This is a genomic window from Paenibacillus sp. J31P190 (assembly GCF_059692075.1).
In genome coordinates this window covers 544952-561605 of the sequence record NZ_JCAUAS010000002.1, presented here as the reverse complement: position 1 = coordinate 561605, position 16654 = coordinate 544952, and the positions used below count along the sequence as shown (strand labels likewise).

Here is a 16654-nt window from a genome sequence, read left to right as displayed (position 1 = left end):
GACTGGCAGAAGGAGGAAAAATAAGGAGGGCGGCTATGCCAAACGTAACAGCGCCGACTAGACAGATGGGTAATGGAGATGTAGTCACACAGTTCATTGATTCAGTCGGTACAACGCCAGTTACTTACACATACCCGAAGACACAAGAAAAGTTCATCATGAGGAATATGGGTCCAACTTCATTGAGTGTAACAATAGCAGGAGTAACACAGGTGATTCAGAGAGGCGAGAAGTGGCAGAAGATAGCTGACTTCACCTCATTCAGTATTAATGCAGTGAGTGGGCATGTGGCGTTTGATGCATGGGCAGACGAGAAAGGATCAACGTTTGATACGGCGGAGGGGCAGTACTTCCAGAGTAATGGTGGTGGGACTGGTGGTGGAAGTGGTGTCCTGATTTATGCGGATCTCACCGCTTTACAGGCTGCAATTCCAAATGGAAGTACAGCACCTGTATGGGTTATTGCTGATAATTGTTGGTACTACTGGAACGGTGTGGTTTTAGGTGACACCACAGCGCCAACAGTAACAGCAAACCCAGCAGCAGGAACATACATGGGAACACAGAACGTACAGCTTACAGCTAATGAAGCAGCAACAATATATTATACGACTGATGGTTCAACACCTGCTACTAGCAGCGCAGTTTACAGTTCAGCTATCCCAATTGCTGCTACAGGCACGATAAAAGCAATTGCCAAGGATACAGCAGGAAACACAAGCACACCTGTAAGTTTTGCATACACGATTACAGTTGTCACGATTCCTGCAACACCATCAACTCCTACTGCTACGGCTGGCAACAACAAGGTTGATCTTACTTGGACAGCGGTAAGTGGAGCGACGTCATACAAGGTATATCGAGGCGGCACGCTTCTCGCAAGCCCTGCGACCAACAGTTACAGCGATGCAACAGCATTAAACGGTACGACTTATTCATATACGATATCAGCGGTAAACAGCGCCGGAGAATCTGCTCAAAGTAGTTCAGCTAGTGCAACACCTGTAGTTGCAATTCCAGCAACACCGACAGGGCTTTCTACAACTGCTGGAGATACACAAGTGGCATTAACTTGGGCAGCCGTAAGTGGCGCAACTGGTTATAAGATTTATCGTGGCGGCACACTTCTCACAAGTCCAACAACAAACTCTTTCACAGATACAGGACTCACCAATGGTACGTCCTATTCTTATACAGTTTCTGCAACAAATGCAGCAGGTGAGTCTCCACAAAGTGGTGCAGTTAGTGATACGCCAGCAGTAATAGTTCCGAATTTACAATTGTATCTAAACTCTGCTGACTTGGTTGGTACAACAATGCCAAATTCTGGACCTGACTTAACTCAGGGTGTTGTTTGGCCTGATCGAAGTGGAAAAGGTAGATCTGTAACAATAACTCGTCAATACAATTGGTCGCCGTCACAATGGCCTACTTACACGACAGCAACAGGTTTGACACTGAATGAATTTAACTCCAGTGCCCTACCAAGCTTTGCAGAACTGAATGCCGGAATATTCACATGGGAATTTTGCGCGCAGATAGATGCGGCATCAAATGCGGACTATATATTCTTCAACTCTGGTGCAGGTGGAAACCCGTGGTTTAAACATAAACCAGCTGCTACAGGCGCTTTAAACTATCAAACTGGTACAGCTAACTATTACTTTGACCAAGCGCTTTCTGCTAAGTTAAGCGATGGACTTAGACACCATGTTATGTTCATTGCTGATGGAACAAACGTTACTGCTTATGTTGATAATGTGCAGGTTCACACTCACGCACAAGCTTCTGCAGGGCAAGGTTGGACTAACGTTAAAGTGGTGTTCGGTAAAAATGGTATGAGTTCTGGTACTTCGTTTATTAGTAAAATGACCGTAGTTAGATACTACGACAAGGCATTATCATCTGCTGAAAGAACCGCAAATTATAACGAGTGTATGGTGTAGGGGGTGGTGATCTAAATGGTGTGGGAAAAATCAAGTACTGGTAGCGGTCCTCAAGGACCACCCGGACCGCAAGGGCCGCCGGGTGGTGGTGGAGGCTCAACCTATCCCAATATGATTATCTATGGAACATGTAAATTCACCATCGACATGGGAACGAGAACAATCTCATGGACAGCAGGGGAAATTACTTCTCCTTACGCCACTTATTCACTCGTTGCAGGTTCCACAGGAGCGCTTTCAACTACTGTATGGAACACAGGTAACGTGCAACATTACCTAATCTGTTATAACCCTACATCTGGAACGATCGAGGTAAAAAAAGATTCAGATATGCCGACGTATACCGGATTGATTCTATTCGCATCAAAATATGCGGCGGTTTCCATACTCACATACCCGAAACACTTAGTAAATATAGCAATAAACGCTGATACAGTAACCACAGTGGATACGGCTAAAATTATTGGTCAGTATGAAATCGATATACGTGACATGGTGATTATCGGAGACAGTTTATCCGCGTTAGATCGATGGGCAGCAACTTTAGATAATTTGTTGTTCATCCCTAAAAGAACCAACTTGGCGGCATCAGGAACAAAAATGTCAACGTACATGTCAGGCATTTATGCTAACGCGAATATTACAGCAACCACACAACTGGTTTATATCATGGCAGGAACAAACGACTGTGGCTTCCAAGTTACAGTGGGAACGTTAAAGCAAGGCGCTCCCTACGATGTGAATACATTCTATGGTGCATACCAAACATTGATCGAGGGTTTATACGGTAAGAATCCAAATATGAGGATTATGCTTGGAGTTCCCCCTAGAGCATGGTTCCCTGCAGGTACAGACACGGGAAATCCAACCTACTCGGTGACCAACGCTCAACTTGCTCCATATCAGCAAGCTGTGAAAGACATTGCTAACTATTACGCTCTTCCATGCTTCGACACACCAAATGTAATGGGGATAAACGACTTTAATTATAATTCGTGGTATACGGATAAAATGCACTTCAATACATGGGGATATGAGAAATTGGGTAGAAGAATTGCTGAATTTATCATAGCCAATTTTTAAGGAGGTGACGAATGGAACAACTAAGCGATCAAGCGTTATTCTCGCAGATCAAGAGTCGATTTAAAGAGTCGTTAACATCACTCGCTCAGGACCATAAAGATTGGATCGAGTACGACAACCTGTATTTAGCCAAGCACTGGAACTCTCAGCGCGTATCGTGGCGGCCTGATCCGGTTATCAACTACATTTCCTACGTTGTAGATCAGAAAGCGCCACAGTTGACCAACAACTCGCCTACAGGTCTCATACTTCCAACGAGTCAAGGTGACGATGAAGTGGCGAAGATGTTCACGCAGGTAACTGAGGTGATCACGGATCGAGCTGACTTCGTAGATAAGCTGGATGAAGTGGTGAGAACTGGTCTATTGCTCGGTACGGGATGGTTTAAAGTCTATTGGGACAACTCCATTACCGGAGGAAGCGTTGCAAAGAAGAACCTTTACAAAGGTGACGTATGCATCGAGTGTCCCGATCCAGCAAACATTTACCACGATCCGCAAGCCAATGAGGTCGATGATTGCAGATATATCATCTATGCGATTCTCAAACCGGTCGAGTGGATTGAAGAGATGGCTAAGAAGATGTTCGGCAAGACGATCAAGGTTGAGCCTGAGCAGGAGTTTCAGACGGAAATATATGATCGTCCCGGCAAGAACGCACCTAAGCAGAATTGTGCCATGTGGTACGAGTACTGGACGAAGGATACAAATGGTGTGCATTGTACGTATGCAGCAGGTGGAAACATCCTTAAGCGTATTGACAAGGCATCGCCTAACGGTAGATACCCATTTGTCACGTTCATTCCTAAGAAGAAGCGCAAGAGTCTTTTAGGTATTGGTGAGCCGAAGAACTTGGTTAACAATCAGAAGCTACTTAACAAGCTCATTGAGATGCCAACAACATCGGCCATGTTCACATCTAACCCTATGTTAGTTGTAAAAGCTAACAACGGGATTGATTCTGAGTCGGTATCTGCAGTGCCGGGTAGAGTGTACACGGCGAGAGAGACCGAGGGAGCAATGGTATGGGTGCAGCCTCCTGCAAACGGGACAGATGTATATAAGCTGGTTGACCTCATGACGCAATACATCGAGAAGATTGGCGGCATCTACGACTCCAACACAGGAGCCACGCCAACAGGGGTAACAGCGGCAGCTGCTATTCAGATGCTACAGGACCAAGCGAGTATCCCAATCAAGGGTATCGGTCGTAACCTGAACGATACGATCAAGGATATATACGAGCTCATCATCGGATTGGTCAAAGAGAACTACACCGAGACGCGCTATATCCGCATCATTGATAACAAAGGCAATCCACAGTTTCAGCCGTTCCTTGGAGCTCAGTATGCTGAGATTGATCTTGATGTAAAAGTATCCGCTGGATCATCCACGCCAACGAGTAAGGCGTATATCGCACAGATGAGTGCTGATTTGTTCGCTAAAGGGCTGTTGCTACCTAGCGAATACGTGAATATGCAGGACGGCATCCCTGATAAAGACAAGATTGTACAGCGCTTGAGGGACAAAGAGCAGAATCAGGAGCCTCCGAAGGATGTTCCAAACATTAGTATTGCGTTCAAGGATCTACCGGCAGTCGCAAAAGCTCAGTTACTTGGTCAGATTGGTATCCAAGTTGATCCGCAGCAAATTATGAACGAAATGCAGTCTCAGCAACCGCAGCCGACCGTTCCGCAAGAACAGCCAGTTGATGTACATAGCCCAGCGCTTGAGTTAACGAAGCTACAACTTGAGCAACAGGCGAAGCAGGAAGCCCGACAGCACGACTTGCAGAAGATAGCCTTACAACATCAGTCTAACGCAGAGTTAAGCGCACAACAGCACCAGCAGAGCGTTCAATCGGCGCAGTTGCAAGCAGTGTTATCAGCAGCAAATCAGAAAGAACCAGTAACAAATAAATAACGGGCCATTGGTGAGAATCCAGTGGCCTTTGTTATACCCAAAATCATCCGAACTACCATATTCGGACAGGAGGAATCACCCATGAGTGAAGAATTCGCCAACCAAAGCGAAACAGTAGTAAACGAAGCACCTGTATCAACCGAATCAGCACCAGATATTTCTTCCCAATCATCCGAAACGCCTGTAACCACGCAGGAAGAGTACGACACGATCAAGTACAACAAGGAAGAGATTAAGATACCTGTTTCGGAGCGTCAAACGTACCTGCAAAAGGGCTATAACTACGATAAAGTGCAGACGCAGCTGGAGGAAACGAAAGCTCAAGCACAGCATTTGGAGTATCTAGCCGAGATTAACGGATTTTCTGATGTAAAAGAGTACATCCAAGCGATTGCCGAGCACAAGTCACAGCAACAGATTCGTGCAGAGGCCGCTAAATTAGGCGTAGATGAGCGAGTTATCAAAGAACACCTACAGCCAATGAAGCAAGAGTTAGATCAGCTTCGCCAAGAGCGTGAACAATTCCGCACAATGGAGCAACAAAGACAAACAAAAGCAGAGTTAGACCGCGTTATGGCTGCTAACCCTGACTTTGAACAGTATCTACCGAAGATTGAAGAGTTTTATCAGAGGGGCTACAGCATCGAGGATTCATATCGGCTAGCTTCGTATGAAGACAAACTATCGAACATTGGTATACAGAAAGAACAGGAAGTGCTTGCCCGGGTAACGGGTAGAGATGAAAAGCAAGTGTTATCAAGTAATGACAAACCAAATAACCTAGCGTTTACCCCGTCCAACATGTCGACCAAAGATATCATGGATATCTCAGCGCGTGTGCAACGAGGGGAACGCATCACATTCAAATAATAGGAGCTGATTAGCAATGGCAACAACTCAAACAACCGCGATAGTAACAAATGAAATGCAAACGTATTATGACAAGAAACTCTTGGCGCGTCTTATCCCCAACTTTATTCACATGCAATGGGGCCAAAAACGTCCGATTCCGAAAGCTGGCGGTAACACAATCAACTTCCGTAAGTTCGCATCCCTTACGGCTGCTACAACGCCAATGACAGAGGGTGTAACACCTGCCGGTAACTCCATTACTGTGACTGCATTGACTGCATCTCCTTCCCAATACGGTGACTTTGTGCAAGTGTCTGACGTGTTGGACCTTGAAGCGATCGATCCTGTATTGGATGAAATGGCAACTGTGTTAGGTGAACAAGCTTCCGACACATTGGATCAGGTGACGCGTGATATCCTTTCTGCCGGTACGACAGTGCAATATGCTTCAACAGCAGTTTCTCGCGTAACGGTAGCAGCTGGCATGAACTTGACTGTACTTGAGATTCGTAAAGCAGTCCGTACACTCAAACGTAACAAAGCTAAGCCTATCGAGGGCGGTGACTTCGTGGCCATCGTTGAACCAGGTGCAACATTCGACTTACAAGGTGACGCGAACTGGATCAGTGCTAACCAATACGCAGGTTCAAAAGCCATCTTTAACGGTGAGATTGGTCGTTTATACGGTGTTCGTTTCGTTGAATCGGCTAACGCGAAGAAATTCACAGGTGCAGGTGCATCGGGTATCGATGTATATTCCACTGTTATCCTTGGTGAAGGTGCTTACGGTATCGTTGACGTAGCAGGAAGCGGAGCTGTACAAAACATCATCAAACCAGTAGGTTCTGCAGGTTCTGCCGATCCATTGAACCAACGCGCTACAACTGGCTGGAAAGCACTCTTTACTGCAGTTATTCTTCAACAAACCGCAATGATTCGCATCGAACACGCAGCATCTTAATAACCAATCATAGAGGGGCTTCGGCTCCTCTAATCTAATTTATGGAGGTTTTTGACAATGGCAAAACCAGTTAACGAATCCGATATGGATCAAGTATCAGTAGACACAGGCGCAATACTTGCTGCACAACCGAAAATGAAAGTTAAGCTTTATCTAGCTCCAGAAGAAAAGTCCCGTCTACAAAGCGCGGTAGAAAACGGCGTTACCGTACCATGGCCGTCTGAAACAGTGATCGTTAACGGATACACATATGTATTGAAGCGTGGTCAAGAGTGTGAAGTACCGCAGACAGTTCATGAGATTTTGGAGCAAGCTGGGATGATCTAATCCCGGCTTTTTCTTTATGTAAAGGGGTGAAACGATGAACCTTGGAACAGCTAAAACAAAAGCATTACAGTTGATGCGTGAGTACTCAACAAATGGAATTATTAACTCAACATCGCAAAACGCAGACTATACGTTAGCATTTAACAACGCAGCAGATACCGCACAGAAGAAAATAGCCACGATCAAGAAAATTATAGCCATATACAGCATCAGTCAGAACCCTATTTTGAATCAGTTGGGGTTATTGCAAGGCTTTGATATACAGCAGCACCTTGACCAAGACTTGATTGACACACAGGCGACAGGATCACGCGCCTATTACTTCGAGGTTGACCGTCAATGTACGGTTTATATCGAGGAGAATGTGAGCGGTGTGTGGTCGATTCTAAGCACTATTACTGTCCCAAATACCGTAACATCATTCACGGCTTACAAAGGCCTAATAACCCCTGCCAATACGTCTAACACGGTTCGAATTCGTTTTAGCGGATCATACCCCTATAACATTCGTAATCGGTTTTTATGCCAATATACATTTCCAACGGTTAACGACATTCCTGACTACACGCCATACGTAAAATACACGGTTCCAGCTGACTTTATGAAGCTGAAAGGTGTTATACATCGCACAGATCCAAGGGTTTATACCCATTTGAGTGACTTTAAGTGGGAAGGTAAACGCACAATAGTTGTAAATTACTACTACACCGGCAGTTTTGACCTCGAATATTACAAATATCCGGTTGATATCACTCCTACAACAGATGATTTGTATGAATTTGAGGTAGATGTCGAGGCTTGCGAGGCTATTCCTTACTTCATGGCTTCAATGGCGTTGGTTGAAGAGAATCCGTCGATTTCAACGATACTTTTAAACCTGTATCAAGCGGAATTAGGCAACTTAGACCCGATAGATAGCGGAGTTTCAACGATCACACTAGACTCTAATCGGTGGTGGTGACATGTTTCGACCTACTACATTTAATGTACCGCCACAGCCGCCAAGCAATATTATCCGTATTAAGCGATTTAAAGGCATCAATCAGAACACCACACCGACACAGATCGACGATGCTGAGTCTCCGGACATGCTCAATAAGGTACTCGATACAGAGGGTGCATTAGATAGCCGGTTCGGATACTCGAAAGTGTTCCCGACTTCCTTAGGCGCTGGGCAGATTAACGGCATGTATCGCTTTAAAAAGCAAGATGGCACGATCTTCTTCTTTATCCATTGGGGGACCGCACTTTACACACAAAGCGGATCCGCGCAGCCTGTTTCCATTTACACGGGACTAGCGAACACAAAGAGCCGCTTCTTCACGTTTGGCAACTACTGTTACATCATGGACGGCACAAACTTTCTTCGAACCGATGGAGTCACGACCGTTGATGTATCGACTGTTGCCTACGTTCCGACGGTTACATTAGGACGTACGCCAACTGGTGGAGGTACAGCCAATGAGAATTTTAATCTAATTGGCTCAGGATTCAAGGATAGCTTTACTTCTCCTGGTGCGGTAACGGCCTATCAGTTATCCCTTACCAACCTAGACGCTACAGCGGTCACAGCGGTAGTTAATGGTGTGAACAAGGTAGAAACAACGGACTTCACAGTTAACCGCGCTACAGGGCTTGTGACGTTCACGGCAGCACCTGCAGCAGGAACTAACAATGTAGTCATTACCGCTTATAAAACTCCTGCAGGTTACGCTAACCGCATCAAGCAGTGTACAGGCTTCGAGATATACGGAGGCACTAACGATGCGAGGGTGTTTGTATTCGGTAATCCGAACTATCCGAACGCGCTAAGACGTTGTGGAGTCACAGACCCAACGTATTGGCCGGAACTCGCTTATGCCAACGTGGGAAGTGATGCAGGGGTTATCAAACGATTGGTGAAGCAGTTTAGCCGCTGTAACATCATCAAAGAACCCACGCCGAATGATACGACCATTTATAGCATGAGCTACACCACGGATAGCAATGGATTAGCGTTGTTTCCTATCATTCCGCTGAACTCCAGCACAGGATGCAACGCGGCTGATAGTATGCAGCTTATCGAGAATGTTCCCACGTTCCTTAGTCCTAAAGGCGCATACGAGATCACAGGATCCAATGTATCTGACGAACGTAATATTCAGCGGATCAGCGACGATATCAATCCTTCCTTACTTGCAGAAGCAAACTTACAAAATGCGGTGTCAGCCGACTTCGAGAAGAAGTACATTCTGTGTGTGAATAACAAAGCCTATGTGATGGACTATCGCATTCAATACACTGACGGCAATGGTGTTCTTAAGTCACCATGGTATATATGGGACAACATCCCTGCTTCCTGCTTCTTAGAGAAGGATGGGTACTTATACTTTGGCTCTAACACATCAGGGCTTGTATACCGCTTTAACAAGGCTACTGATGCCAATCCATATTCGGATGACGGTACCGCTATCAACGACTATTGGAAATCAAAGATATTCAGTTTCAACGATGACGAACACTTGAAGACGATTGAAAAGATATTTGTGAGTCTCAAACCGGCGCTCACAACGTCTGTTGATGTGTACTATTCCACGGATAAAGGTGGAGAAAGCGCGATGATTGCGAGTTCACGCATGGACTTGTTTGACTTCACCACACTGGATTTCAGCAAGTTCAGCTTTACAATGTCTTACTTTCCTCAAGAAATATCTATTAAATCCAAGGTTAAGAAGACGATTTACTTTCAATTGATACTCAAGAACCCAAGGGATAATGAAAGCATGGGGATTTTATCGACTGGCTTCAAGGTTAAGGGGGGGAGAGAAGTAAAATGACGTTAGCAACAAGGAAGATCAACGCATTTCTTAAAACAATCGGAATGTTAGCGGACCATCCTTCGTTAGGGAGCACCACACTGCTAAAGGCACAGTTTGACAGTTCCCCGGAGGAGTTACGGGTGGCCTTAAATGGACTCATTGACGACCTATTATCGACGGTAGCAGGTGCAAGCGGTGCGGAGAATGTGGCTTCTGCTCCAATTGCAGGGGTTGCAGGTGGAACTGCTAGCACAGTTTATGCGCAGATTGCTGATATTAAAGCACAGTTAACCGCAATTGTACTAAATCAGATACCAGACGGAACGATAACGGCAGCAAAGCTGGATACGACCACTCAAACTAATTTAATCGGCGGTCAAATATACACCTACAAAAACATGGGAGGTTTTTAAATGCCGGCAAACAGTCAACCAATCTATCCATTAACGCAAAATGTAAGTTGGGGCAGCGTAACAACAGCAAACACAGCAAAAGATGGTACAGGCGCAGTGGTCACCGTCTTCACCGCAGGGGCTAACGGTTCTAAGCTTGATCAAATCAAGGTGAAAGCAAAAGGCACAAACGTTGCTACAGTTCTACGATTCTTTGTTAACAATGGATCAGATCCTACTGTAGCAGCGAATAACACATTAATTCATGAAACAACAATCGCTGCAACGACTCTTTCTGAGGTTGCCGCTTTAGCTGATAATGACATTACCGTAATCAAAAACACCACGGAAACAGCCGTGCCTATTCCTTATCTCCCTCCTGGATACAAACTAAACGTAACCATTGGTACAACCGTTGCTGCTGGATTACAAGTGACCGTACACGGATCGAATTACTAGGAGGGGTTTACATGGCTCAATCTAGTTTCAATGGATTTGTTTCTAACAAGCTTAATAAGGGTGGCACAAATACAGGGGATGCAACAGCAACAGCGGCTGATATTGCAATCGGGAAGACTGCCTATGCAGTAGGTGTGAAGCTAACAGGTACAGGAAGCAATATGAGAACATCACAATCTGGTATCGTGACATGGACGGATACCAATCTAACGAAGGACATTACTATTTCTTCCGTAGTTACTGGAGATAGTGTAGCTGTTGTCACTTTAAACCCTCAAGGAACAACAGCGCAAAATGCCGCAATTGCTGCTACAATCATCAATTCAACAACCATTCGACTTACCAGAAATACCGGGGCTTCTCTAGGTACGGTTGTTATTTTTTGGGATGTGTACGAGTTTAATAATGTGAAATCCAAACAGACGGGAACTTTCACGCCAGGCGGCGGTACAGGTGGAGAAAGCGCACAGTCTGTAACGTCGTATAACGTCAATAAGGCTCTTTTGTTTGCTTCCTCGACGAATTCCAATGCATCAAATAGCGCACAAGCATTTATTACTGCAAACAGAACTGTAAACTCGACACAAATAAGTTTTGCGGGCGAGACAACATCAAGCATATATTGGCAACTTATCGAGTTCAACTAAGGAGGTACACCATGCGATACTTCGCATCGATAGGATCTAATTTTATTTGTCACGGAGTTCAAACATCTGAAAACGAGGTTATTTCAGACAATATTATTGAAATTACAACAGAAGTTGAGTCAGGAATAGATTACTTCGACTTCCTATTTAAAAAATATGAGAACGGTCAGTGGAGCGCGGAAAGGTTCCCTCCGCCTGTAGGCTCTACCGGTCCGTCAGCTGAGGAGCAAATAAAAGTTCTGGATGAACGTACGGTGGGTATGCAAGCAATCGACGATTTCACTCTTCAAGCACAAGCGACAATTGACGACCGCACACTAGGCATGCAAGCAATCGACGACTTCACTTTGGAAATGGTGACAGATCTACAAACTCAAGTGGCACAGCTTCAAGCGGATATCGCCCAACTCAAAGGAGGCGCTTAACATGTACGAATACCCTTACCCATATGATCAGCCTAACTGGACCGCAGGAGATCAACGTTATTGGTGCAAAATGGTGAACGTGTATAAATTCCCTGTAAGTCGTGCTCCGATTGTCTATCAGTACATCATAACTAGCGGAAAGTCGGCAACATGGGAAGCTGAATATGCGCAGTATCTAACTGAAATATAGGAGGTGTGACGTATGGCTACTTTCGCAGATTTTCCTGGGTTCGATCCAAGAGCTGCAAGTTTAAAGAACGCTGATGGTTCATGGGATTCAGGAGCATTATGGAAACAGATAGCACCTAAATTTAAGCCATCGTCAAATGATTCTATCAACAACAATCAAAATACGAGCAATGGTTCAGGCGGATCACTTACTGCTTCAGCCTCATATAAACCAGAGTGGCAAACAGGCACAGCTGTGCCAACTTCCGGGAATGGATCGGGAGGAGGCGGCTCCATCTCCGATCTGATTAACAACATGTATAACAATAATTACGCTTCCCAATCGCAAAAGTTAAAATCGGCACGTGATCAAGCCTTATCTGGTTTGGTTGGGCAAGAGGATGTCATCAATCAAAATAAAGTGAGCGGACTGAACAGTAATGATGTGATGGCGAATCAGCGCTTACAAGGTCTGAGAGAAGCGATGGCAAGCCAAGGACTCGCGAATGGCGGAGATAGCATATCCGGACAAATCGGCATCGGCACATCTCAGCAGCAGGGGGCAACAGAGGTTAACAATAACGCAACTAACCTTCTTTCCTCATTGATTGCTAAACGAAACGCCATCAACGACAACGCTTCTGCTGATGATCTAGCGTTGATGCAACAACTACAGGCTGCTAGAGATGGACAATTAGTAAATCAATCGAATGCGGATCGCACATTCAACTATCAGGCCGGTAGAGATGCTATAGGTGATTCACAATGGAAAAGTTCGTTTGACTTACAGAAAAATGGGCAAGACTTCAACCAAAATAGAACACTTAACCGCGATGCAGTTGGTGACTCTCAATGGGATAAATCATTTGGCATCCAAGAAGGTCAGTTGACTGGGGATTACGATAAATACGCAGCGCAAAAGCAGGAAATGGCAGCAAATAGTGCAAATTGGTTTAATGCCTCCGATGCAGATAAACAAAAACTTGCTGCAAGAAATCAACAGTTAGGCGCTCTCATCGGCGCTAAACAGGATGGTAGTGGTGATTGGGTCATGCCAAACTCAAGCACAAGAACACTCTCCGGTAAACAATTCGATTCACTGGAATCGCAACGTTTATGGGATAACGAGTTCAAAGGTAAGACGTTTGATTATCAGAAGGCCTCTGATCTATGGGAGCGGACGTTTAAGGAGAAGACGTTTGATCAGAATGTTAAACAGTTTGCGGCTAATTTAGGCCAAGATTACGCTAAAATGAGCCAATCTGCACAACAATTTGCAGCTGAAATGGCATTCAAGAATAAGTCTCTTGACATGCAGAACAATCCAAATAGTTTAGATAACAAATACAAGCAAGCTCAGATTGATTCTCTTACTACTAAAACCGATCAGTCAATAAATAAACAAACCCAGCTAGACGCTAAAAGTTTTGCGACTGAACGCGATGGGATGATAAATTCAATAAGAAACGGAAAACTTCCGGTAACTGATGCGATGGATCAAATTAATCAAGATGAGAGTTTGGGCATTTATACTACAGATTTAGCGGAGAAATTACGTACAGCATTACGAGTTTTATCTGGTTCGGCAGCCATTCCAAACGATCCAAAGAACAATATCCAAGTTGATTTAGGCGGATTATTTAGACCTAACAGCGGCGGTTCATCGGTAACGCAAAACGTATTCGGAGGGTGATTATATGCCATTTTCGAACTATAGCGATAAAAGTATCGGAGGAACTTCCCGATGGGGTGGTTCCTCTTCTTCTGATCAAGACTTTTCAACGTCATCAATCGAAAAACAGATTGGCAATGCAAACATGCGCATTCAAGATGCTGGATATACTCCAGAGGACGCGGATAAGCGAAATTGGTTTGAGAAACTTACTAATTTACCACAAGGACAGAATGGTTTCTTAGATACGCTTGAGATTTTAGGAAGACCCGGGAGTGCAATAAAAAATGTGTTGGATAAGTCAGTGCTGCAAAACACCAGCGATATGACTGCTGAGAATCCGTTAACAGCTGCTTGGAAGGGTTTTAGCGGTCAAGACAGAATAACTGGCGCGGAGTTGTCTAAGTCGATGTTAGGTGATAACGGAGGCGTTGGGAATTTCCTTTTAGGCACAGCGTTAGACATTGGACTTGATCCTGTATCTTACATTCCTGGCGGCGTGATTGCTAAAGGTGTTGGCGCAGTTGCTAAGCCGATAGGAAGCCTCGCCAAAGGCGCTTATAATGCCGTGGAGTCCGTTTCACCTGCATTACAAGGCATACGTTCAAACGTGCTAGAACCTGCCTTTAACGCGACTAAGGACACGTTAGGAAGGGCTTTTGTGCCGCAATATAAATGGGACGAAACCTTAACAGGCGGCTCGGATGATACGCTTAAGAATCTGTATCGAGATACAAACAATACTAAAGACTTCATGAACGAAGAATCTTTGAAGAATATCGGTAATATCGCAAAAACAACAGGAATTGATGCAGGAACAGACATTGGCCGGTTGATGGAAAAGGATTTAGTAGCGAATGGTCCTAGACCGTTTAGACAATTATCCAACGAACCAGAACATTTACAGGCTACGCAAGATTTAATAAATAGTAACGATGAATTACGCAAGTGGGCGACTGACAACGATATTCCAGTAGGTGAAATTGACGGTTACATGCGCCATATTTTAAGTCAAGAAGAACGGAATTTCCGCAAGACGACAATGGGTAAAAATATTGACCGTCCAACTGGTAGTTTGAACAATCCTGATAAGCACGTTTTAGATGGTCGTAAATATACAGGTAGCGCAGAGGACGCAAATGACCAAGTGGGAAGAAAGATGTTTGAAGATAACGCTTATTTCGCAACCGCCATTGGTCAAAAGAAACTTATTGATTATGGAAATGCAGTAAAGTTTCGCCGTGACATTCTCAGTAATCCTGAGTTTGCTCAAAAGTATACGAGTGGATCTGTCCCTGATCATCTAGAATTGATCGATACAAATAACTATAAATTCATGAAGAATCCAAACAATGCTCTGCCTGATGAAATAGGTGGTCAGTATGTCGTCACCAAAGGCGTTAAACAGGCGCTAGACCGCTATCAAGGACTTACCACTGATGAAGGTACAAAAGGCATGATAAAGGCTTACGATGCCTTGCAGAACACGTGGAAAAAGATGGCTTTGTTTAGCCCGGGCTTTCACATTCGTAACGTTGCAGGGGCCATGTTCAACAATACCGTAGCCGGTATGAACCCATACCAGTTAATCAAGTATACAAAGAAAGCTGGTAACGAAGTTTTCGACGCGATAAAAGGCAACGAAAGCGCCATGTTTAGAGAGTATCGCTCGCATGGTTTAGGCTCATCTAATCTTTCTAAGGTAGAGTTTGCGAGGATGGGTGAAGAACCGGAGTCAGCGATAATGAAGACGGTAGATAACATGAGCAAAACAGGGATGAGCAAGGCTATTAGCAAGGTTAAAAGCCCGTTCCAAACGTCTCGTGAGATTGGCGATACTGCCGATCAAGTCAATCGTTTTGCATTGTACAAGTGGGCTAGAGAAAGTAAAGGTATGACACCAGAGCAAGCCGCAGCCAAAGTAAAAGAGGTTCAATATGATTACTCTGATCTAACGCCATTTGAGCAAAATGTAATGAAAAGAGCGGTCCCCTTCTACACATGGAGCCGTAAAAACATTCCGTTTCAGCTCAAGTCGTTCGTCAACGATCCGCGCCCATACTTGGGAATCGACAAAATTAGTAAGAATGCACAAACCTCTGCCGGTCTAGATGAAAACAATATGCCTGACTTCATGAAAGAAAACTTCACGATACCGGTGAGTAAGAGCCAAATGTTAGGGTTAAACCTACCATTGGGTGATTTAACCAAGCTTACAAATCCTCTTAAATTGGCAGTTGATGGGATATCTCCACTTGTGAAAACGCCAATAGAACTTGCTACGAACTATAGCATGTTTAAAGGTAAGCCTATTGAAAAGTTCGCAGGACAAGACAAAAAGTATATCGGCGGTCTTGGTATCCCTGCCAAGCTAGATTATGCCATTCAAGCAGCTACAGGGCAGATAGGTAAGGGGCTTTCTGGGTATCTAGGAGACGCAGGAAATACGGATCTAGACAACAAATTCCGTACTCCATCATTAGGGTTATCCGTAGTTAAGCCATATGATGCTGAAAAATCAGCTTACTATAAGAAGTTAGATGAATTGAAGAAACTGCAGGACTTGATGCTATATATCCAGCAACAAACAGGAGAAAAGCCGCGAACAACAGCGGAGATAAAGAAAAGTGGCGGCTCGGGTCGGTGGTAATTACTTCTTCCCGAATAAACTATCACCGACAAGTCCACAAACGTAATATACGCAAAATCCAAAGAAAAGCATAGACACGCCTACGACAATAGTCCATAAGTCCTTACCAAATTGCACCACATAATCCGTTATCCATTCCAACATATGATCACCTCAAATCTAGTATATCACAACTAGAATTTGTCCTATGTCACAAAACTAAGCCACTCGCTAAGAGTGGTTTTTCCTATGAAGGGAGCTGATGCAATTGATTGTCTTTGATGAATCTATGGAACTGGAATCGGACGTGTCAGACATTACCCTTCAATTCATACAGGCTACGTATGGTCCTATGGTGAAGGATTGGCTTTTA

The 16654-nt window shown here is 44.5% G+C and carries 15 protein-coding genes; all 15 read left to right on the top strand.

Features of this window, described 5'->3' with window-relative positions; translation table 11 throughout:
- Window positions 1-35: 35 nt before the first annotated feature.
- The 15 genes from AC58U0_RS06060 (at window position 36) to AC58U0_RS05990 (ending at window position 16302) form a co-directional block, all read left to right on the top strand.
- Window positions 36-1946: a chitobiase/beta-hexosaminidase C-terminal domain-containing protein gene (locus tag AC58U0_RS06060; RefSeq protein WP_497378093.1), complete on the top strand. Its 1911-nt coding sequence runs from the start codon at window positions 36-38 to the stop codon at window positions 1944-1946.
- A 15-nt stretch (window positions 1947-1961) separates the two neighbouring features.
- Complete coding sequence (locus AC58U0_RS06055; protein WP_497378092.1) at window positions 1962-3029, top strand: SGNH/GDSL hydrolase family protein; 1068 nt, start codon at window positions 1962-1964, stop codon at window positions 3027-3029.
- An 11-nt stretch (window positions 3030-3040) separates the two neighbouring features.
- The gene (locus tag AC58U0_RS06050) at window positions 3041-4951 is read left to right on the top strand and encodes a portal protein (protein WP_497378091.1); all 1911 of its coding nucleotides are present in this window, start codon (window positions 3041-3043) and stop codon (window positions 4949-4951) included.
- An 81-nt stretch (window positions 4952-5032) separates the two neighbouring features.
- Window positions 5033-5821, top strand: coding sequence for a hypothetical protein (locus tag AC58U0_RS06045; RefSeq protein ID WP_497378090.1), 789 nt, complete (start codon window positions 5033-5035; stop codon window positions 5819-5821).
- 16 nt (window positions 5822-5837) lie between these two features.
- Window positions 5838-6764, top strand: coding sequence for a N4-gp56 family major capsid protein (locus AC58U0_RS06040; protein ID WP_497378089.1), 927 nt, complete (start codon window positions 5838-5840; stop codon window positions 6762-6764).
- Between the two features lie 57 nt (window positions 6765-6821).
- On the top strand, window positions 6822-7091 hold the full coding sequence (locus tag AC58U0_RS06035; protein ID WP_497378088.1) for a hypothetical protein: 270 nt from the start codon (window positions 6822-6824) through the stop codon (window positions 7089-7091).
- A gap of 34 nt (window positions 7092-7125) precedes the next feature.
- Window positions 7126-8052, top strand: coding sequence for a hypothetical protein (locus AC58U0_RS06030; RefSeq protein WP_497378087.1), 927 nt, complete (start codon window positions 7126-7128; stop codon window positions 8050-8052).
- A 1-nt stretch (window position 8053) separates the two neighbouring features.
- Entirely contained in the window at window positions 8054-9907 is a 1854-nt protein-coding gene (locus tag AC58U0_RS06025) for a hypothetical protein (RefSeq protein WP_497378086.1), read from the top strand.
- Complete coding sequence (locus AC58U0_RS06020; protein WP_497378085.1) at window positions 9904-10302, top strand: hypothetical protein; 399 nt, start codon at window positions 9904-9906, stop codon at window positions 10300-10302. Before AC58U0_RS06025 ends, AC58U0_RS06020 begins: the two co-directional genes overlap by 4 nt.
- On the top strand, window positions 10303-10740 hold the full coding sequence (locus AC58U0_RS06015) for a hypothetical protein (RefSeq protein ID WP_497378084.1): 438 nt from the start codon (window positions 10303-10305) through the stop codon (window positions 10738-10740).
- Between the two features lie 11 nt (window positions 10741-10751).
- On the top strand, window positions 10752-11387 hold the full coding sequence (locus AC58U0_RS06010) for a hypothetical protein (RefSeq protein ID WP_497378083.1): 636 nt from the start codon (window positions 10752-10754) through the stop codon (window positions 11385-11387).
- Window positions 11388-11398: 11 nt separating this feature from the next.
- Window positions 11399-11812: a hypothetical protein gene (locus AC58U0_RS06005; RefSeq protein WP_497378082.1), complete on the top strand. Its 414-nt coding sequence runs from the start codon at window positions 11399-11401 to the stop codon at window positions 11810-11812.
- 1 nt (window position 11813) lies between these two features.
- Window positions 11814-12002, top strand: a complete 189-nt coding sequence (locus tag AC58U0_RS06000; protein WP_497378081.1) for a hypothetical protein — start codon at window positions 11814-11816, stop codon at window positions 12000-12002.
- A gap of 12 nt (window positions 12003-12014) precedes the next feature.
- Window positions 12015-13673: a hypothetical protein gene (locus AC58U0_RS05995; RefSeq protein WP_497378080.1), complete on the top strand. Its 1659-nt coding sequence runs from the start codon at window positions 12015-12017 to the stop codon at window positions 13671-13673.
- Window positions 13674-13677: 4 nt separating this feature from the next.
- Window positions 13678-16302: a hypothetical protein gene (locus AC58U0_RS05990; protein WP_497378079.1), complete on the top strand. Its 2625-nt coding sequence runs from the start codon at window positions 13678-13680 to the stop codon at window positions 16300-16302.
- The last annotated feature ends 352 nt before the right edge of the window (window positions 16303-16654 follow it).

Coding starts and splice junctions, on each gene's coding strand:
- AC58U0_RS06060 (WP_497378093.1), top strand. CDS start 36: ATGCCAAACGTAACAGCGCCGACTAGACAGATGGGTAATGGAGATGTA.
- AC58U0_RS06055 (WP_497378092.1), top strand. CDS start 1,962: ATGGTGTGGGAAAAATCAAGTACTGGTAGCGGTCCTCAAGGACCACCC.
- AC58U0_RS06050 (WP_497378091.1), top strand. CDS start 3,041: ATGGAACAACTAAGCGATCAAGCGTTATTCTCGCAGATCAAGAGTCGA.
- AC58U0_RS06045 (WP_497378090.1), top strand. CDS start 5,033: ATGAGTGAAGAATTCGCCAACCAAAGCGAAACAGTAGTAAACGAAGCA.
- AC58U0_RS06040 (WP_497378089.1), top strand. CDS start 5,838: ATGGCAACAACTCAAACAACCGCGATAGTAACAAATGAAATGCAAACG.
- AC58U0_RS06035 (WP_497378088.1), top strand. CDS start 6,822: ATGGCAAAACCAGTTAACGAATCCGATATGGATCAAGTATCAGTAGAC.
- AC58U0_RS06030 (WP_497378087.1), top strand. CDS start 7,126: ATGAACCTTGGAACAGCTAAAACAAAAGCATTACAGTTGATGCGTGAG.
- AC58U0_RS06025 (WP_497378086.1), top strand. CDS start 8,054: ATGTTTCGACCTACTACATTTAATGTACCGCCACAGCCGCCAAGCAAT.
- AC58U0_RS06020 (WP_497378085.1), top strand. CDS start 9,904: ATGACGTTAGCAACAAGGAAGATCAACGCATTTCTTAAAACAATCGGA.
- AC58U0_RS06015 (WP_497378084.1), top strand. CDS start 10,303: ATGCCGGCAAACAGTCAACCAATCTATCCATTAACGCAAAATGTAAGT.
- AC58U0_RS06010 (WP_497378083.1), top strand. CDS start 10,752: ATGGCTCAATCTAGTTTCAATGGATTTGTTTCTAACAAGCTTAATAAG.
- AC58U0_RS06005 (WP_497378082.1), top strand. CDS start 11,399: ATGCGATACTTCGCATCGATAGGATCTAATTTTATTTGTCACGGAGTT.
- AC58U0_RS06000 (WP_497378081.1), top strand. CDS start 11,814: ATGTACGAATACCCTTACCCATATGATCAGCCTAACTGGACCGCAGGA.
- AC58U0_RS05995 (WP_497378080.1), top strand. CDS start 12,015: ATGGCTACTTTCGCAGATTTTCCTGGGTTCGATCCAAGAGCTGCAAGT.
- AC58U0_RS05990 (WP_497378079.1), top strand. CDS start 13,678: ATGCCATTTTCGAACTATAGCGATAAAAGTATCGGAGGAACTTCCCGA.